At 27.0% G+C, this 19133-nt stretch carries 16 protein-coding genes and 2 pseudogenes; 3 read left to right on the top strand and 15 right to left on the bottom strand.

Features of this window, described 5'->3' with window-relative positions:
- Positions 1-283 precede the first annotated feature (283 nt).
- The gene (locus EPJ72_RS02100; RefSeq protein WP_147730614.1) at positions 284-1630 is read left to right on the top strand and encodes a PTS sugar transporter subunit IIC; all 1347 of its coding nucleotides are present in this window, start codon (positions 284-286) and stop codon (positions 1628-1630) included.
- 231 nt (positions 1631-1861) lie between these two features.
- On the opposite strand, the pseudogene EPJ72_RS02090 reads toward EPJ72_RS02100, so the two are convergent.
- Positions 1862-2134: pseudogene (locus EPJ72_RS02090) on the bottom strand (hypothetical protein); the annotation flags it as partial.
- Positions 2135-2248: 114 nt separating this feature from the next.
- Positions 2249-3184 carry a DDE-type integrase/transposase/recombinase gene (locus EPJ72_RS02085; RefSeq protein ID WP_158636873.1) on the bottom strand — a complete coding sequence of 312 codons (936 nt, stop codon included), beginning with the start codon at positions 3182-3184 and terminating at the stop codon, positions 2249-2251.
- A 177-nt stretch (positions 3185-3361) separates the two neighbouring features.
- On the opposite strand from EPJ72_RS02085, the gene EPJ72_RS02080 reads away from it, so the two are divergent.
- Complete coding sequence (locus tag EPJ72_RS02080; protein ID WP_147730613.1) at positions 3362-4564, top strand: pyridoxal phosphate-dependent aminotransferase; 1203 nt, start codon at positions 3362-3364, stop codon at positions 4562-4564.
- 50 nt (positions 4565-4614) lie between these two features.
- Here EPJ72_RS02080 and EPJ72_RS02075 read toward each other — a convergent pair whose 3' ends face one another.
- The 6 genes and pseudogenes from EPJ72_RS02075 to EPJ72_RS02050 all read right to left on the bottom strand — a co-directional run bounded on the left by EPJ72_RS02075 (position 4615) and on the right by EPJ72_RS02050 (position 11300).
- Positions 4615-5325 (bottom strand): hypothetical protein, encoded by a 711-nt coding sequence (locus EPJ72_RS02075; RefSeq protein ID WP_147730612.1) that lies wholly within the window; start codon positions 5323-5325, stop codon positions 4615-4617.
- Between the two features lie 550 nt (positions 5326-5875).
- Positions 5876-7741, bottom strand: coding sequence for an AAA family ATPase (locus EPJ72_RS02070; protein ID WP_147730611.1), 1866 nt, complete (start codon positions 7739-7741; stop codon positions 5876-5878).
- Positions 7742-7762: 21 nt separating this feature from the next.
- Entirely contained in the window at positions 7763-8263 is a 501-nt protein-coding gene (locus EPJ72_RS02065) for a helix-turn-helix transcriptional regulator (RefSeq protein WP_147730610.1), read from the bottom strand.
- Between the two features lie 230 nt (positions 8264-8493).
- A pseudogene (locus EPJ72_RS13700) lies at positions 8494-8922 on the bottom strand (rhodanese-like domain-containing protein).
- A gap of 90 nt (positions 8923-9012) precedes the next feature.
- Positions 9013-10758 (bottom strand): CASTOR/POLLUX-related putative ion channel, encoded by a 1746-nt coding sequence (locus EPJ72_RS02055; RefSeq protein WP_147730609.1) that lies wholly within the window; start codon positions 10756-10758, stop codon positions 9013-9015.
- 5 nt (positions 10759-10763) lie between these two features.
- Positions 10764-11300 (bottom strand): hypothetical protein, encoded by a 537-nt coding sequence (locus EPJ72_RS02050; RefSeq protein ID WP_147730608.1) that lies wholly within the window; start codon positions 11298-11300, stop codon positions 10764-10766.
- 252 nt (positions 11301-11552) lie between these two features.
- Here EPJ72_RS02050 and EPJ72_RS02045 point away from each other — a divergent pair, with 252 nt between their 5' ends.
- Positions 11553-12518 (top strand): DUF4912 domain-containing protein, encoded by a 966-nt coding sequence (locus EPJ72_RS02045; RefSeq protein ID WP_439897254.1) that lies wholly within the window; start codon positions 11553-11555, stop codon positions 12516-12518.
- 57 nt (positions 12519-12575) lie between these two features.
- Here the strand turns inward: EPJ72_RS02045 and ispH are convergent, their stop codons facing one another.
- From ispH to EPJ72_RS12975, 7 genes are all read right to left on the bottom strand, one after another.
- Positions 12576-14309 carry a 4-hydroxy-3-methylbut-2-enyl diphosphate reductase gene (gene ispH / locus EPJ72_RS02040; RefSeq protein WP_147730606.1) on the bottom strand — a complete coding sequence of 578 codons (1734 nt, stop codon included), beginning with the start codon at positions 14307-14309 and terminating at the stop codon, positions 12576-12578.
- Entirely contained in the window at positions 14309-14500 is a 192-nt protein-coding gene (gene rpmB, locus EPJ72_RS02035; protein WP_147730605.1) for a 50S ribosomal protein L28, read from the bottom strand. Before rpmB ends, ispH begins: the two co-directional genes overlap by 1 nt.
- 125 nt (positions 14501-14625) lie before the next feature.
- Positions 14626-15270: a phosphate signaling complex protein PhoU gene (gene phoU / locus EPJ72_RS02030; protein ID WP_147730604.1), complete on the bottom strand. Its 645-nt coding sequence runs from the start codon at positions 15268-15270 to the stop codon at positions 14626-14628.
- A gap of 42 nt (positions 15271-15312) precedes the next feature.
- Positions 15313-16110 carry a phosphate ABC transporter ATP-binding protein PstB gene (gene pstB / locus EPJ72_RS02025; protein ID WP_147730603.1) on the bottom strand — a complete coding sequence of 266 codons (798 nt, stop codon included), beginning with the start codon at positions 16108-16110 and terminating at the stop codon, positions 15313-15315.
- A 23-nt stretch (positions 16111-16133) separates the two neighbouring features.
- Positions 16134-17924: a phosphate ABC transporter permease subunit PstC gene (pstC, locus tag EPJ72_RS02020; protein WP_147730602.1), complete on the bottom strand. Its 1791-nt coding sequence runs from the start codon at positions 17922-17924 to the stop codon at positions 16134-16136.
- 81 nt (positions 17925-18005) lie between these two features.
- Complete coding sequence (locus tag EPJ72_RS02015; protein ID WP_147730601.1) at positions 18006-18812, bottom strand: substrate-binding domain-containing protein; 807 nt, start codon at positions 18810-18812, stop codon at positions 18006-18008.
- Positions 18813-18931: 119 nt separating this feature from the next.
- On the bottom strand, positions 18932-19133 hold a 202-nt coding region (locus EPJ72_RS12975), incomplete at its 5' end, for an IS3 family transposase (protein WP_158636870.1).

Genomic DNA, 19133 nt, shown 5'->3' with positions numbered 1-19133 from the left:
TTGAGAGAAAAATTAAAAGAATATACACATTTTTATAACAATCAAAGATTGATTTCTTCGTTATTGTATATTACAATCAAAGAAAGAATCAAAAATATTATAGCAAGTAAAAGTACAATATCTATGGATCTATGACAGAAAACATAAAAACTCAAACAATATTTTTTCCATATTAATCTGGTAATTAATTAATAAGAGTTTAATTGACTTGATTTAAAATTATTTCTATACTAGTAACAATAATATTATTTTAATAAATTTTATTGATACAAGGAGATTTTTTATGACTTTCAAAGAAAAAGCAACAGACTTTATGGAAAACAAATTTTTACCTAAAATGGTACAAATAGCCTCAAATAAATATTTAGTTGCTATTAAAGATGGTTTCGTATTTACAACGCCTTTCATTATAGTAGGTTCATTTGTTCTGTTGCTTTTTAATTTGCCGCTTCAAGACCCTAACAATTTCTTATATTTTGAACCTTACAGCATATTTGTAAAAAGATTTCAAACGGAGTTTATACAAATATATAATTGTACTATGGGAATGATGGCTTTATTTGGAGCTTTTGGTATAGGATATTCATTTGCAGGTCATTATAATATGGATAAACCAACTTGCGGTTTTGTTTCTTTGTATGCTTTTTTACTTTTATCAGCTAAATCAATAACTGCTACTATGATAGGAAGTGCTGCTTCATTACTTCATGTTACCGAAAACACAAATATTGCTATAGTAGATGCAAGATATTTAGATGCTAAAGGATTATTTATAGCCATTATATGCGGATTAGTAACAGTAGAAATATCAAGATTTTTAATGGAAAAAAATATTATGATAAAACTTCCAGATTCTGTGCCTCCGGCTATAGCTAAATCTTTTGAAATTCTAATACCTATAGCTGTTATATCTATATTGTTTCAAATAGTAAATGTTATAATACAAAATAAATTACATGTAATGATACCAGACTTATTATTAACTTTTATTCAGCCGCTTCTTAATATGGCAGATGGTTTACCAGCCATAATCATATTCTTATTATTAATTCACGTTTTATGGTTTTGCGGTATACATGGTGCTAATATTGTTGGTCCTATAATGGGGTTTACTGCTACATTAAACTTATCAATAAATCAAGCTGCTCTTACTGCAGGCGAACAAATACCTAAAATATTTGCAGGAGAATGGATGTCATTTTTTGCATATACTGGAGGTGCTGGTTCTACTTTAGGTTTATGCATAGCTATGCTTATGTCTAAAAATGCTCAAGTAAAAGCTATCGGTAAATTAGCAATTGTTCCGGGTATTTTTAATATTAATGAACCTATAATATTCGGCATACCTATAGTAATGAACCCTTTGTTTGCTATACCTTTTGTATTAACTCCTATAATAGATGCAATAATATCATATATACTAATGGAGCTTAATATTATTTCAAGAATAGTTGCACTTGTTCCTTGGACAACTCCTTCACCATTGGGGGCATTCATCGCAACCAATTTGAATTTCTTAGCACCTGTTTTGGTGTTAGGATTAGTGGTTCTTGACTATTTTATATACAAACCATTTTTAAACATATATATAAAACAATTAGAAAAAGAAGAAATTGCTGCTGTAAGCTAAAAAACTATAAAACATTGCTAATGATATAAAAAATAATCATTAACAATGTTTTTTAATATAAAGATAATTTTATAATCATCAAAAAAGGGTAATCGAAATGAGTAACAATGAAAAAATTAATACATTTATAGAAAATAAATTAGCACCTATAATGTCGAAACTTGCATCAAATAAATACATCAATTCTATTAATTTAGGTTTTTATGCACTCTCTCCGCTTATTATAACATGCTCTATATTTATACTAATTTTTAATTTACCATAACCATATAATTTTCTTATTTCAATTATTCTTTTAATAATCTTTTTATTTTTCAATTTATTTTTATTAGTTTTAGGTGCAGTAGATTTAGGTTTTATAATAGAATAAGTTTCTAATTGGCTTTTCCAATAATAATATGTTCTAATACTAATCTTATATTTTAAAGCTAATACTTCTTTATTCTTAACTTTATTGATTTTTAGAACTATCTTTTTTCTTTGATTTGAAGTATATTCTTTCATAGGTATTCCTTTTGTTTTATTTTAGTTAATTAAATTATAAGGAATACCTGCTTTTTTTAAACTAAAAAACGTGCAATATGTATGGCTCCTAAACATAAAATTGTTATAATAATGTCATGGAGCCATAGATATTGTACTTTTACTTGCTATAATATTTTTGATTCTTTCTTTGATTGTAATATACAATAACGAAGAAATCAATCTTTGATTGTTATAAAAAAGTGTATATTCTTTTAATTTTTCTCTTAATAATTCTGCAGTTATATTTTTATTTAATCGTGAATAAAATTCTCTTTCGTCTATGCCGTGTACTCTTTCTACTAAGCCGTTATATCTTGGTGTTGCTACAGGAATATATCTTCTCTCTAATTTATTTTTTAAGCAGTATTCATCAAAAATATTGATTTTAGGAGTATTAATACAGCGATAAGTATATTCTATACCATTGTCTGTTTGTATAGCTTGTATCCTAAAAGGTGAAGTTTTTAAGACATATTTTAAGAAAGATAAAGCACTAGAAGGTGTTTTATCTTCATAGATCTGCCTCCAACTATAACGAGTAGCTAAATCTACAGCAGTGAATTGATAAACTGTTTTTCTGCCTAATTTGATATATTTAGTGTCTATTTGAACTATTTTGCCTTCTTTTTGTATTTTAGAGACAAATTTTCGTTTATCATATCGCTTCTTTTTCTTTTTTATTTTGTATCTCCAAAGATTATTTCTTTTTAGTACATTCTCTATAGCTGTAACCCCTATCTTAATTCCTTTACGATTTAAATATGCTTTAATATAATGTTTTCCCCTATACTCTTCAGTATAGAGTTTAATAATTAAATTAATAGCTTCTTGATTATTAAAGATATTTGGAGAAGTTTTTGGCTTAGTACTAAAATTAGCGACAGTTCCAGTGTCTTTATATTTCTTAAGCCAAGTATAAAAAGTGGATTTATTTATTCTTTCTATCTTTAGAAATCTTTTAATATTTTTAGTTTTTAATGCTTCATCCACTATAAATAATTTAAATTCTGTGCTATAATCTCTTTTCATAGTAGTATCCTTTTATTTGTTTTCTGTTCAAAATATTATAACAAGGATACTGCTTTTTTTATACTAAAAAATGTCCAATATCTCACACTCCTAAACAAAAAGTAATTATTTGTATATTGACAATTTTTATTATATACTCTAATATTACTATATATAATAAAGTTTTTGGAGAAAAAAATGGAAATATCGCAAAGAATTCAAAGGCTAAAAACTTCGCCTGTAAGAAAGTTAAACCCCTATGCCGAAGAAGCAGTAAAAAGAGGCATAAAAATCTACCATCTTAACATAGGGCAGCCTGATATTGAAACACCTAAAGTATTTTTTGACGCTATTAGTAAATATAATGAAAAAACCCTTAAATATGAAAATTCAAGAGGTATGAAACCGCTTATAAAGAAAATACAAGAATACTATGAGAAAAAAATAGGCGTACATTATGAAGAAGATGAAATTAATATTACTAGCGGAGGCAGTGAAGGCTTATTCTTTAGTTTATTAGCTATTTTTGATGAGGGTGAGGAAATATTGGTATCAGAACCTTATTACGCTAATTATAATAGTTTTTATGATGTATTAGATATAAAAAGAAATGCCGTTCGTACTTATGCTGAACAAGGCTTTCACCTTCCAAATCGTGATGAGATAGAAAAGCATATTACTCCAAAAACCAAAGCATATATGTTTTCAAATCCTTCTAACCCTACTGGGGTTGTATCTACAAAACAAGAACTTGATGATATTGCTTATCTTGCTAAAAAACATGATATGTTTATTATAAGCGATGAAGTTTACAGAGAGTTTGTTTATGGTGATAAGAAAGCTATAAGTTTTGCCACATATAAAGATGTAGCAGAAAATGTTATTATAGTTGACTCTATATCAAAAAGATTCTCTGCTTGCGGTGCTAGAATTGGATGTGTAATAAGTAAAAATAAAACATTTAGTACTGCTGTATTTAGAGAGTGTCAAGCTAGATTATGCCTTCCTACACTTGATATGGTTGGAGCAACTGCTTTATATGATTTACCTGATAACTATTTTGAAGATGCTAGAAAAGAATACAATAACAGAAGAAAAATCATGTTTGAAGAGCTTACAAAAATGGATGGCGTTGTAATGCAAGAGCCTGAGGGTGCTTTCTATGTTCTTGCTAAACTTCCTATAAAAAATGCTGAAGAGTTCATTATTTGGATGCTTAAAGACTTTAATCTTGATGGGGAAACTGTTATGTTTGCTCCTGCTGAGGGTTTCTATGCAACTCCAGGATTAGGAAAAGATGAGGTGAGAATGTGCTATGCATTAGATACAAAAGACATAAAAAGAGCTATGGAGATTTTGAAAGAAGGCTTAACTAAATATAGAAAAGAAGTAGAAAAATAATTTTTTACTATATAATAATATAAAGGGGGTGTAAGTAACGGCCTCTTTTTTTATATAAAATCAGGCGGAAATTTTTTCACTCTTTCTTTAAATAAAAAATCTATCAACTCTCTAGTTCTTGTGAGAAGATAATATGACCATAATTCTATTGAGCTTTTTCCTAATGTATAAGTATTTATTTCATCTACAGGTATGGTTATTATTTTAGTAGTATTTGAGTTTAAGCTAATTTTTAAATCTGCTTCATAATATTTATCATTTATTCTAAACTCTGGAAGCATATCATGAACTATGCAGTTTCTTATACATTGAATTGTTTTAGCTGTATTATATTCATTTTTGGGAAGCATATTATAATTATTAACTATTGATATTAAAAAGCCTATATTAAATTGTGCTAAATCTTCTACATTTGTAATTTGCTCTTTAATTTTTTTTCCATTATTAAACCTATATACAGAAATATAACCATCTTCCTGCATTTTTTCTTCTAACAAAATCATAAGTGATTGTTCAAACATACTTCCTGCTAAAGTGCAGCTTGCTTCAAAATATCCGAAATAATAATTTTGATGCACCTGATAGAGAAGTTTTATCATATGTTCAATGCGTGAATTATTTATTTGCCCTACATGAAGTCTTTGATACTGAAGTTTTTTTCTTCTGTTTTCTGCCTCTTCTAAAAAGCTGTCATTATATCTTTCTTTAAGTGAAAGTTTCGGCTGCTTTACTTTTTTATTTTCATAAGCTTCATTTTGCATATATAGTCCTAGTTTGATTGATAGCTGCATTATATATTATAAATATCTTTAATAGAAGCATTTTTTATTGAATATATTGTTTCAAAACCCAACTAATAAATATTTATGTTGTTTTAATTTTACTGATTATGAATATATATTAAATAATGATATATGTTTGTAGCTATATTCCATGAAAATGCAGTCCTTTTGCTTCTTTGGGTCATACCCATAGGCACTTCCTACGGTCGCAAAAGAAGTGGGGTGCTGCACGGTGTGTACTTCGTTAAGGGCAAAGCCCTGCAAACAATAAAAAAGATAAAAATTTTATTGTTCTTTTTCCCGCCTTCGCTTTGCTGACTTCGTCAAAGTTGCAAAAAGTGCAAATATTTAAGTTCTTCTCTTACGTTTAGCTAAAATGCAAGTTAATAGAATAATATTAAGTATATTTTATATGCTAAATATTAAACTAAAAACAATATAAATATTTATTAATTTAGTTTTTAAATAACTCTATTTTAATAAAGGGGACTGTAATAAACAATCCCTTTTATTATTATATTATTTTTTATTAATCTATCTCTCTGATAACCTTAAAGAAATTATCAATAGTAGTTTGAGATATAAGCTTTTTCTCATAGTAATCTATTATATTATTTTTAAATAATGCAGAAGCAAGTGCATCTTTATTATTTTTATCTATTTTATAAGTTTGTTTGTCATTATCATCAAATAAATCTTCTATTGTAATGAAATTAGTATTAATATCTTTAAGCTGGGTTATTCTTAAATTTGTGTTTTCTGCCAACTCTGCAAATTGGTCAGCTGAAATATCGCTGTCAATTAATAAAGTAGGATTTTTTGATAATTGGCATAAAGAGTCTATTATATCATTTTTTTGTCTTTCATCATTAGGTCTTCCTACTCCATTAATAGGCATAAAAGCAATATTTATTTCTTTATCTTCTATATGTTCCATTAATAATTTGAAAGCTGTGAGATAATTATAATCTGTAATGCCTTCAACATATATTATTCTGGTATCTCTTGTAATATCTATATGTCTTACGCCGAATGCATTAATAATTTTTTCTAATGAATCTACTTTGCCGTAAGTTGCCGAGAAATCATTTTCTATTTTTACACCTACTCCATCTTGTTTTGGTTCTACTATTTTTAATTCATCTAAATGGTTAATATCTGCAAAATAAGGAAGCTGAGTGGATGTGATTATAGTAACACCATTATCTTTTGCAAACTGTTTTAAAAATTTTCTAAGCTCTTTTATTAGAGGCACAGATAAATGCTGTTCAGGCTCATCAATTATTATTATATCTCCTTTTTTTAATTCATTAGGATTTATTGTATTAAAGAATAAACTGAAAAACCAATTAAAGCCTTCAGATTCATTTTCTAAATTTGTAAGCCCGTTTTTGGTTTCAAAATAAACTCTTATACAGCTAGTTTCTAAAATTATTTTGAAAACATAATCATTATTAGATTTGTAGAGTTCATTGAATTTTTTTGATATAGTATCTTCAAGGAGTTTATTTATCTCATTTTCTTTTTGTTTTGAAAAAGACACATCAGACACTATATAATCATAATTATTTATCAAATACTCATAAGTTTCCATATTATTAGTTGATTTAAATAAGGAGTATAAGAAAGAAGAGTTTTTTATATCATCTTTATTTATAGTAAGCTCCTCATTTTTTATATTTGATTTATTATGAACATATACTGATATTGTATCTAAGTCACAGTCATATTTTATAATATCATTAATGAATTCATCATTAATATCAACAATATTGTTTTCTATATCAGAATAAGCTTTTTCAATGAAAAATTCATATCTTTGAGAAAATTTATTAACATAATAATCACTATCCAGTAGACATTTTAATAGTTTTACTTCATTAATACCTTTTTTTTTAATATTATTCAATGTATTGAATAATATTTTGGAATATCTATAATAATCAATATAATGATATATGCTAAAAAATATATTCCTTAATATTTTATTTTTATTAAATACTTCATTAATAATTTTAATTAAATTATTGATTTTTTCCAATTTCCATACAAGTTTATTATTCTGAAATATTCCATTATATATATTTCCATTGTCTGACTCTATAAATATTTCTAATTCTGGTTTGCAATCTTTAAAACCATCTATTTTAGGATTATCTCTTTTATCATCTATTCCGCCTTTAAATGCTTTTTCTATCGCTGAGAGTATATTGCTTTTACCAGTGCCGTTTGCTCCTATAATACTTATTAATCCGCCTTGTTCTACATCGCCGTTAAGATATAATCTGCCGTACTTTACTTCATCTTCTCTGTCTGCTGAATTATTTTCTTCATCTTTGTTTACTATTACAGGGTTGATGTTTCTGAAGTTTTTAATTGTTAAGTATCTTTTCATAAGTTTTCTCCTTCCAAATTTTTATTTACTTTTATCTTTATTTGATAATCTCATTCTAATGCCTTGAGATTTATATAAACTCATAAGAGGAGATATAAACTCATAATCTTCATCAGATAAGTTATTATCAGCAGAAAGTTTTTTACATTTCATCAAATAATCTAATATAGGGTCAAAAAAATTATCCTCCGTAAGCATATATATAAAATCTTCTTTAGACTTATTTTCTGTTTTTAATAATGATTTTATTTTCATTCTTTTATCCTCCTCCCCACTATTATTTGTATTGCTGTTTTCTATAATGTTATTCATTATATAATAAATAACATTGCTGTTTCCTATGTTTTTGCTGTTTTGTATATAGTCAAATAAATTCAATATCTTTGTGTCTATTGTGCTTCTGTCGCCTTCTTCATACATATCTATATATTTATATAAAGTTGGTCTTGATATTTTTAGATATTCTGCCAAGTCTGATATTCTTAAATCTAAATCTCTTATTTTCTCTCTTAATAGTTTCATTTAATTTATTCTCTTTAATGTTTGATATATTTATAGTATAGTCTATTTACAAAAAATGTCAATTATTATTTTACAAAAAATGTAAAAAAATAACATTACAAAAAGTGTAAATATTTATGTGTTAATGATGTGTTATAAATTAAGAATAAAAGAAAGTCATTTACATGCAAATAAAAAAGAGGCTGTGATAAAAACAGTCTCCTTTATTTTGTTTAGTTAAAAATTATTTTTTATTTTAAAGCAGCATTCAATTCAGCATATCCGCCGTCTTTAATATAGTTCACATTTTTAAATCCATTGTCAAGCATATATTGAACTGTTTTGCCTGAACGTCCGCCGCTCTTACAATAAAACATATATTTTTTATTTTTATCTAATGACAATAATTTTTTAGCATAACCTTTAGTTCTATAGTCAATATTAATAGCACCTTTTATAGTTCCTGTTTCTTTTATCTCTTCTAGTGTCCTAACATCAACTAACACTATATTAGAATCAGATTACCATAATGATATAAAGTCATTAAGTACTAAGCCGTTTTTATTGACAACTTTCACATTGCCAAGTTCATATACAATTTCATTAGTTTTTGCTGTTTGGGCATTAGACACAATTGTTGTTATTAATAATGTCAAGATAATAAAAATATTTCTTTTCATAGGTATACCCATTAGTAGTATTTTATATTATTATTAGACGAATATATATAACAATAAGTTCCCAAAAAATAAAAATAATTTTTTAGTTTTTTATATATAGCTTGTTATTATTATGATTATTTCATCTTTGCTGTCTAATAAAAAGTCTTGAGGAGGATTTAAAAGTATATCATCATATCTTTTTATTCCTATTATAATAATTTCTCTATCAAGTAAATCAAAATATACATCTTTAAAAGTTTTGTTTTCATTAAAATATTTGGAATATGATGATATTATTATGTCTTTTCCATTTTTACTTAAAAGCCCATAAAACAAATATAGTATATTATAATCAATAGAAGCCTGTGCCATAAGCATACCTATTAATTTACCGCTTACTATAAAATCTCTAACATCATCAGAATATATTAAATTTCTTTTTTGTATGGAGTTTAATAAAGATAATATAGATAATTGTATATTTTCTTTTTTTATTATTTGTCTTATGATAAGAAGTATATTAATGCTTTTTGCATCTGTGATACTGTCTTCAGATATTAAAACTATTTTTGTTATGTTAGAGCTTTTTATTTTTTCTAATAGGAATTGATATTTATTTTTATGCATTTTTATGGCATCATAACTTAAAGATTCCAAGTTTGAGTTTTCTATATATTCTTTTATCTCTCTTACAACATCATTATTGTTTTTCTCTTCAGATATTAACAAAATATTATGAATGATATTATTGCTATTATATTTATCATTTTTATTTTGAGTTATGATATCGTTTTTATCATTATTTTTATAGAGAGTAACTAATTTATCATTTTTATTTATTACATATTTACTGTCAGGTACTTTTAAAAACTCCATGTCATTTTCTATTATACCTACAAGTACGATTCCTTTATTCATATATTTTAAAGCAGCTTCTTCAAATATATCATTTTCAAAATTATGATTGCTTTCTATTTTAAGATCATTACCGTCATTAGAAAATAAATCTTCATATACGCTGCTAAGACCTGTATATATAATGCTTTGAGAAATAAGTTTATATAATAATTCATATTTATAAAGTATATGCACAGTAAAATTTTCATCTTCCATAGATTTTATTATTTCTATAGTATCTTCATTATGAACCAAAAGACATATATTTATTTTTTCATCATTACTACTATCTCTCTCTTCATTAAGAATCTTTTTTAATGCAAGTAAAATATTTAATGACTCAGTATCATCATTATTAATAATAGATATACTAGAGCATTTTTTTATATTAAGAAGTTTTATATTTTCTATTCTGCTAGTAGAGCCTTCCCTTATAATAATATTAGATATTCTATAACCTTTAATAAAAGAAACCCTCTTTCTAATAATATCAACATTATGTTCAGAAAGCAAAACTATATTTTTAATCTTAGCAATTAAGAACTCTTCTATAATAGTGAGAGCTTCTTCGCCATATCCAAGTATTATAGAATGTCCCTTTTCCATAATAAAAGCATTACCCTTACTCAAATTATTTATTCTATCTTGTAATGCTTTGTTAATCATAGCAATGAGAGAGCCCCAGCCGCATACCCCTATAAAAGTAACCATTAAGAAAGTAATAACAAGCCCAAAACTTCCATCTACAGATGATATATTTCCTGTATCTATAAATTGCATTAAGCTATCCCAAAAAGCATCTTTTATAGGATAATTAAAAACAAGTATTATAAAAGCAGAAACTATTAAGAGAATAATTATTATAACGAAAACTAAAAGCATTAATTGATAGAATAATCCCTTATTAAGCATTCTATCAATTCTATACTTAAAATATTTTAATATTTCTTTAATCATATTTTTTATTTATAAGTTTTAAAATAGTTTAAAATATCTTTATACTTTTTTACATTACCGCTTCCAGATAATAAAACAAACTTATCAAAATTATCATAAACCTTTTTGCCATACTCTACTTCTTTAACAGTATCATTATTTTTTATAGCATTATCATATTTATTTTTATATATAATAGCAAGCGAATAATAAGAATTAGGATCACTTCTCAACTCTAAAGCCTTGTTATACATTTCTATAATTTTTTCTTCTTTATATTCTTTTTGTAAATATGTAGCTCCATACATATAAACGTCCCCCAAAGTAGAATATGCAGGATGTTCTTTTAATTCTTTTTTATTTCTAGAATCTAATATACTAATACAATATTTTAATTGAGCATATGCCTTTGGACTTCCATCAAACTTACTTAAAGAGCTTCCATATTTTGCTACTATATCTAATTGCTGATCCTTACTAGGCGTCATAGGAACAGAGAAATCTTCTTGAGCTAATAAAATAGTAGTAATACTAATAAAAAATAATATGATATATTTTTTCACATTTACCCCTTAAAATAATAATATGCATTAATTATCGTAATAAATATAAAAATAATATAAAAATAAAAAAAGTAAAAAAGTTATTGACAATATGCTTATTTATTCTATAATTTACACATTAGTTATTACATATTTAAACCCTATACCTATGGAGAATTATTTATGGCTACAACCAAAAAAACAACAACCCAAAAAGAAACAGCTGTAAAAAAAACAGCCGTAAAAAAAGATGTTGCCGCCGCTCCTAAAAAAATAACAGCAAAAAAAGCTGTAGCTAAAGAAAAATCCGCATCTAAAAAAGCAGCAGTAAAAAAAGAAACAGCTAAAAAACCCACTAAAGCTTCAGCTAAAAAAACTACATCAAAAAAGGCAACTACAGTAAAAGAATCAGTTTCTGCTAAAAAAACTGCCACAGCAAAAAAAAGTGCAGTAAAAAAAGAAACAGCTAAAAAACCCACTACAGCTTCAGCTAAAAAAACTACATCAAAAAAGGCAACTACAGTAAAAGAATCAGTTTCTGCTAAAAAAACTGCCACAGCAAAAAAAAGTGCAGTAAAAAAAGAAACAACTAAAAAAACTACAACCGCTAAAAAAACAACAGCAAAGAAAACTGCCAAAAAAACTAAAGAAGAAGAAATAATTATTAAAGTAGAAATTGAAGAAGAAGAAAAAAAGCCGCAATATATACCTGATGATGTTGATATTGTTAGAGAATTACCTGACAGATATAATGAAACTAAATTAACTTTAATGATGAGAGATCCTGAATGGTGCTTTTTCTATTGGGATATATCTGATAATGATATATCTTATCACTCTTTGAAAAACCGCAGAATATCTGTGAGAATATTTCATGTATTTGGTTATGATATTACAAATGGTGAGATACATAGAGAAGTTGTTGTTAATGCAATTTATGGGGATAGATATATAAACTTAGCTATGCCTCATGCTTATTTTATTGCTGAGTTGGGTTATTATGATGAAAATAATAGATTTATTGTATTAGCTAGAAGCAATATGATATATGCTCCAAGAGATTCAATCAGCAGTAATTATGATGAAGAGTGGATGGTTAATGAAGAGATTATTAAATTACTTAAAGCTCCTAAAGCTTTGAGAGAAAGTTTATCTTCTGCTACTATATTTGAACTTATTGATTTAAGAGCAAATCATTTACAATCATCATCTTCTTCACTTTTTAGAAGAAAGGAATAATTATTAGCGGTATTAAAAATAATTAATTTTTTTGTAAAATAACTTTTTGCTTAAAAATTAAATTAATGCCGCTAAAAATAATACATATAATGTAGAATCTATCAATATAGAAAATAAATGTCTGCTTGTTATCACTCTTCTTTTCATCACTATAAATGACACTATACTGCTGTATAAAACTGGTATAAAATATTTTATATTATTAAAATCTGAGAAAAATATATTTGCTATAACTACACCTATTAATAATATTATTGGTATGATAGCTGTAATTATTGCCAATTTATCTGAATCTATATAGGTAGTTAAAGTAACAGCTCCTGCTATTTTATCGCTTTGCGAAAATTTTATTTCTATTAAAGCCTGCCTTATAAACATAAATATAAAAACTATACTTACAGAAAATAAATAAGACAATGTATTTTCTTTTAATATGTTTCTGTTAAGAAGTAGTATAGAACCATTTAAAAGTGTTGTAACAGCAATAGATATAATTATAGCTTTAAATGGAACTAATTTTTTAAATAATCTAAAGAAAAAAGAGTGATTAAATCTATCATTTTTTTCAAAACTGATATTGTATGCTGTACCCAAAAGCGTAGATAATATTGTAAGCATTAATATACCAATATCCACATTGTATGCAAGATAAAACATAATTAATGCACTTACAACAATAATAGTTAAAAATGCTGGTTTATATTTTTGATAGAAAAGATAGCGTTTTTTATCACTAATTTTTATAGTATAATTGCTGTAACCATTACCCAAACTCATAAATAAATAATATAATGCCACTATCACCCCTATTCTATATTGAAAGGGTTTATTTAAAATATCATAAATAGCATAAGACATTAAAAAAGCACCAAAAGAAAAAAATATATAACCATAATTAAGAAAATCAAATATTTTATTAATACCTCTATAAAAACTGCTTGAATAATTATCTTTTATAGTTTGAGCAATATCTTCTATTAGCCAATCAGGAGTGGAAGCACCCGCCATTATACCTACATTTTTATATGGAGTAAGGTCTATTTTCTCTAAATCTTCTTTAAACTCTACATAAAATGAAGGCTTTATATTGGCAGCTATTTTATATAAGTTTCTAGTATTACTGCTCTCGCTTCCGCCTATAACAAGAACTACATCATTTCTTTTAGCTATATCCAATATTTCATTTTGTCTTTGTTCTGTTGCTTCACAAATTGTATTTTTTATTATTAATTCAGAGTTTTTGTATTTATTTTGTATTTGAGAAACGAATTTATCGAATGTTTCTTTTTGAAGTGTTGTTTGAGCTACTATAAGAGTTTTTTTATCATCTTCTGGAAGTTTATCTATATCTTCGTCTTTATAAACAACATAAACATCTTTAGCAAAACCGCATACACCAATAATTTCAGGGTGATTAGAATTACCTATAACAATAACTCTATAACCCAATGAACTATGTTTTTTTACTATAGATTGTATTTTTGCAACATATTTGCAAGTAAGATTAACTATTTTTTTTGCATGACTAGATAAAGCTTCTCTTCTTTCTGGTGATATGCCATGTGCTCTTATAATTACAGTTTTATCATTAAGCACAGACATATCATCTTCAGTATCTTCGTAGGTTTTAACGCCTGTTTTTTCAAGCATATCTAAAGTTTGAGGATTATGTATAAGATGACCGTCTACATAAATCTCTTCGCTGCTTTTAGAGGCTTGAGAAAAAGTTTTTTCAACGGCATATTTAACACCATCACAAAAACCCGCGAATTTTCCAATTTCCACCTTCATTATTTAGCTTTTACTACTTTGTTTCCTTTAATACATTTAGTGCAAACCAAAGCTTTTTTAGCAGAACCATTAAGTTCTATTTTTATATTTTGCAAGTTAGCATTGAATGAGCGTTTAGTTTTAATATTTGAGTGGCTAACGCTATGTCCATTCTGTTTACCTTTGCCACATATTTCACATACTCTTGCCATCATTTCCTCCAAAAAAAGTTAACAATAATTTTGCAGTTAGTATATAATAAAAGCATAATATAGTCAATACTGCACTGCAAAATTTTTTTATTAATATAAAATTTATAAAATTAAGTAATTTTTAATTATTTTACCCTATCGCCTGTGCTGTAATAATAAACCCACTTAGCTATATTTTCAGCATGATCTCCCATCTTCTCAAAATATTTAGCTATCATCATCAAGTATATTGCCTGATCCGCATTCTCAGTACCGCTCTTTATTAAATTAACCATAGCATCACGCATCTTATAGAATAATTTATCAACATAATCATCTCTCTCTATAATGCTCTTAGATAATTCTCCATCTTTGTTTTTAAATGCCTTAAGACAATTATTAAGCATCTCATCAATAATATTAGACATCTCTATTATAGTGTCAATATTATTCTTATACACATTTCCTTCTAATAAAAATCTAAGCAAATCGCATATATCCTTAGCCTGATCCCCTATTCTCTCTAAATCTGTAGCTATTTTTAATGCCGATGAAACTATCCTTAAATCAGTAGCCACTGGGTGCTCTAATAATAACATTTTTAATGATGAGCTTTCTATTCTGTAAGATATTCTATTTATATTTCTGTCATTTTCTATAACCTGATTTGCTAATTCAATGTCTCCGTCTGTTAAAGCTTTTGTAGAGTTTCTTAAAGCTTCTATTATCATATCCCCTGCTTCAACAACATATTCTGTTAATTTATTTAATTCTTCTTCAAATTTTTTCATTTTTTTAACTCCATTTTTATTATAAATTATAAACAATAAAAATTAACCAAATCTTCCAGTGATATATCTCTCTGTTCTTTGGTCTTGAGGCTTAGAGAATATATCCTCAGTATTTCTATACTCTATAATCTCTCCAAACAAAAAGAAAGCCGTTTTATCAGAGACCCTCATAGCCTGCTGCATATTATGAGTAACTATTACTATAGTGTATTCATTTTTAAGCTCATCAACAAGGTCTTCTATTTTACCAGTACTTATTGGGTCTAATGCACTAGTAGGCTCGTCCATAAGAAGTATTTTAGGATTAACTGATAAAGCTCTCGCAATGCATAATCTCTGCTGCTGACCTCCAGAAAGCCCTAAAGCATTTTTATTAAGCCTGTCTTTTATGTCATCCCAAATAGCAGCCTTTGTTAAGCTATATTCTACTATCTCATCTAACTCTGATTTCTTTTTTATTCCAAAAGTCCTCGGTCCATAAGCAATATTGTCATAAACGCTCATAGCAAAAAGATTAGATTTCTGAAAAACCATTCCTACATTTTTTCTTAAATACGATACATTAACATTTTTATTATATATATTAACTCCAGCTATCTCTATATCCCCTTCTATCTTGCAGTTTGGAATTAAATCATTCATTCTATTAAATGTTTTTAAAAGAGTAGATTTTCCGCAGCCAGAAGGTCCTATAAAAGCTGTTACGCTGTTTTTGTTTATATCAATATTTATCTTTTTTAAAGCCTGAAAAGATTCATAATATAAATCTAAATCTCTAACCTTAATAGCTATATCAGTATTAAAATCAAAGTTTACCACATTATTTAATTCATTAGCCATATATATTTAATCCTCTTAGAAATTTAATAATCTTTTTTTAATTTTGTATTTACTAAAAATAATGAAGCATTAATAAGTATAACCATTATAAGCAAAATGCTTGCAGTAGCGAATGTTTGATTAATATAAAGCCCCTCGCTTGAAAACATCCACATCATAACAGAAAAAGAACTTCCCGCACTAAAATAACCCTTCGGCATATATCTAACAGCACCGGCAGTATATATTAAAGCAGCACTCTCTCCAACTATCCTACCAATACTTAAAATAACAGAAGTCATTATTCCAGAGAAACCACAAGGCAAAACTATCTTAAATATTGTTCTCACCTTTGAAGCCCCTAATGCTAAACTACCCTCTCTTAAACTTGAAGGTATTGAAAGCAATGTTTCTTCTGTTTGTCTTATTATAGAAGGAAGTATTATTAAGACCAATGTGAGAGAACCTGCCATTATACTTCTTCCCATGCCAAACAAATTAGCAAATACTAGCATACCAAAAAGTCCAAATACTATTGAAGGTATTCCTGATAAACTGTCTGTAAATATTCTTATTATAGATATTAATTGACTCTTTGCTTTTGAATATTCTGTTAAATAAATAGCGGCAAATACCCCTAATGGAATAGCTATTATTAAAGACATAAAAAGCATCATAGAAGTAGAAACTATTGCAGGCAAAAGTGTCATTTGTGAATTGTTGCTTTCACCAAATAGTAAATTTAATGTTATATGAGGAAGCCCTCTAATAAGTATAAATAATACTATAAAAACTAAAAGCAGTGTAGATACAATAGAAGCAAACACAGAAATATATTCTAAAATACTAGCTTTTATAGTACTCATTTTTATATCAAACTTCTTAAAAGAAAAATCATTTATATTTGTTTTAAGCTCTTTGTTTTTTCTAAAAAGATTAGAAAAAGAAAATGAAAAATATAAATTATTTCTTTTTAGAATAGAAAGCACTATATTGATTATAAGTATAAATATGAGCAGCACAAAAGCAGTTGCAATTAATGCAGACCTATGATTTCCTGTTGCATAACCCATCTCTAATGCTATATTAATAGTCATAGTTCTAAAATATGAGAATAAATCTTTAGGTATGAATGGAGCATTACCTGCCACCATCATAACAGCCATAGTCTCACCAATAGCCCTACCCATACCAAGCACTATAGCAGAAAATATTCCCGACTTTGCAGCCTTCACTATAACACCAAAAATAGCCTGTGAATGAGTATTACCCAAAGCCCTTGCCCCGTCATAATAATATTTGTAAACTGCCTCTAAATTGTATCTTGTAATTGATGTTATAGTTGGAAGTATCATTATAGCAAGTATTATAGAACTAGCTAACACTCCCTCGCCTACATCATTAGGAGAGAAGTTTTTTAAAAAAGGCACTAATACAACCATTCCAAAAAATCCATAAACAATAGATGGAATGCCCGCAAGCAAATCTATTACCTGAGATAATATTACTCTTATTCTTTTTGGGGCAAACATTGATATGTAAACTGCCGTAAAAAAACCAAATCCTCCACCAAGAAATACTGAAAGAATTGTGATATATAAAGAGCCCACAATCATAGGCAATATTCCAAAATCCTTTGTTGAAGGCGACCAATTCATTCCAAAAACAAATTTGAAAAATCCGACCTCTCTAAATATAGGCAGACTATAGATAAATATAAAAATACATATTGAAAATACAACTATAACTGAAAATATAGAACATATAAAAAATATATATCTCATTATATTATCTATTATTTCATTAAACTTATATTTATTAATATTCTTACTCAAAATAAATGTCCTTAAAAATTACTTAGAAATAAAAAAAGCCGATATACAAAAAATATTGTACATCGACTTATTTATTTCAAATTAGTTAGCTACATAGCCATTTTCATTTATGACCGCTTTCCCTGCTTCACTATTAATAAAGTCTAAGAACGCCTTAGTTCCTTCATCGAGCTCAACACCCTTTTTAGTGAATATATAGAAAGGACGGTATAGCTTGTAGGCATCACTTTTAATATTTTCTACTGATGCTTGAACATATTCATTTTGACCTTTTGCTTTATATGCTAAAGGCTTTATTGTATCATCAATAGAACCCAAAGAAATATATCCAATCTTAGAGGCATCACTCATTACTGATGTCTTAACCTTTCCTGTTCCATCTAATATTTCAACAGTTGCAGGTAATGGATTTTCTTTGCCGATAGAAGTTAAGTCTGTAAAAGCACTTCTTGTACCAGAACCATCTTCTCTTGAAATAGATTTAGTTATAGTTCCTATTGCAGTATTGTTCATGTAAAGATTATATAATTCTTCTTCGCTTATCTGAGCAATGTCAGCATCTTTATTAGCGATGATTACTATACCATCTTGACACAATAAATAAGCATCTAAACTTGCTAACTCATCTTCTTTCAAATTTCTTGAAGCCATACCTATATTGTTGTTGCCGTTTATAGTGTCCTGAACTCCAATAGTTGAATCTGATGTTTCTACTGTTACGGTATAGTTGGAATTAACTTCTTCAAACTTTTCAGCTAACTTAAACATTAGCGGTGAAACTGAAGAAGAACCTGTTATAACGATATCAGTAGAACTAGAGGCGCCGCCGCCGCAAGAAATAAGCATGAACATGCTTACGAGACTTAAGAAAATCAAAATCTTTTTCATAATATTGATTTACTCCTAAATAGTTTTAATTGCCAAATTCAAAAAGACTATCTCTTGAATTGACACAAGTATTATATAGTAAAAAAAAATTATGTCAATACAGAAATGAAAAATTATTGTCATGGAGCCATAGATATTGTACTTTTACTTGCTATAATATTTTTGATTCTTTCTTTGATTGTAATATAACCTAGCGAAGAAATCAATCTTTGATTGTTATAAAAATGTGTATATTCTTTTAATTTTTCTCTCAATAATTCTACTGTGATATTTTTATTTAATCGTGAATAAAATTCTCTTTCGTCTATGCCGTGTACTCTT

Source organism: Brachyspira pilosicoli, from assembly GCF_008016535.1.
Lineage (GTDB): Bacteria > Spirochaetota > Brachyspiria > Brachyspirales > Brachyspiraceae > Brachyspira > Brachyspira pilosicoli_A.
This window is presented reverse-complemented; position numbering and strand designations above follow the sequence as displayed.

What these genes read in the sequence shown, in the direction of transcription:
- phoU (WP_147730604.1), bottom strand. Translation starts at nt 15,270, where the DNA reads ATGAAAAAATTTGAAGAAGAATTAAATAAATTAACAGAATATGTTGTT.
- pstB (WP_147730603.1), bottom strand. Translation starts at nt 16,110, where the DNA reads ATGGCTAATGAATTAAATAATGTGGTAAACTTTGATTTTAATACTGAT.
- EPJ72_RS02100 (WP_147730614.1), top strand. Translation starts at nt 284, where the DNA reads ATGACTTTCAAAGAAAAAGCAACAGACTTTATGGAAAACAAATTTTTA.
- EPJ72_RS02070 (WP_147730611.1), bottom strand. Translation starts at nt 7,741, where the DNA reads ATGAAAAGATACTTAACAATTAAAAACTTCAGAAACATCAACCCTGTA.
- EPJ72_RS02015 (WP_147730601.1), bottom strand. Translation starts at nt 18,812, where the DNA reads ATGAAAAAGATTTTGATTTTCTTAAGTCTCGTAAGCATGTTCATGCTT.
- EPJ72_RS02065 (WP_147730610.1), bottom strand. Translation starts at nt 8,263, where the DNA reads ATGAAACTATTAAGAGAGAAAATAAGAGATTTAGATTTAAGAATATCA.
- ispH (WP_147730606.1), bottom strand. Translation starts at nt 14,309, where the DNA reads ATGAAGGTGGAAATTGGAAAATTCGCGGGTTTTTGTGATGGTGTTAAA.
- EPJ72_RS02080 (WP_147730613.1), top strand. Translation starts at nt 3,362, where the DNA reads ATGGAAATATCGCAAAGAATTCAAAGGCTAAAAACTTCGCCTGTAAGA.
- EPJ72_RS02085 (WP_158636873.1), bottom strand. Translation starts at nt 3,184, where the DNA reads ATGAAAAGAGATTATAGCACAGAATTTAAATTATTTATAGTGGATGAA.
- EPJ72_RS02075 (WP_147730612.1), bottom strand. Translation starts at nt 5,325, where the DNA reads ATGCAAAATGAAGCTTATGAAAATAAAAAAGTAAAGCAGCCGAAACTT.
- rpmB (WP_147730605.1), bottom strand. Translation starts at nt 14,500, where the DNA reads ATGGCAAGAGTATGTGAAATATGTGGCAAAGGTAAACAGAATGGACAT.
- EPJ72_RS02055 (WP_147730609.1), bottom strand. Translation starts at nt 10,758, where the DNA reads ATGATTAAAGAAATATTAAAATATTTTAAGTATAGAATTGATAGAATG.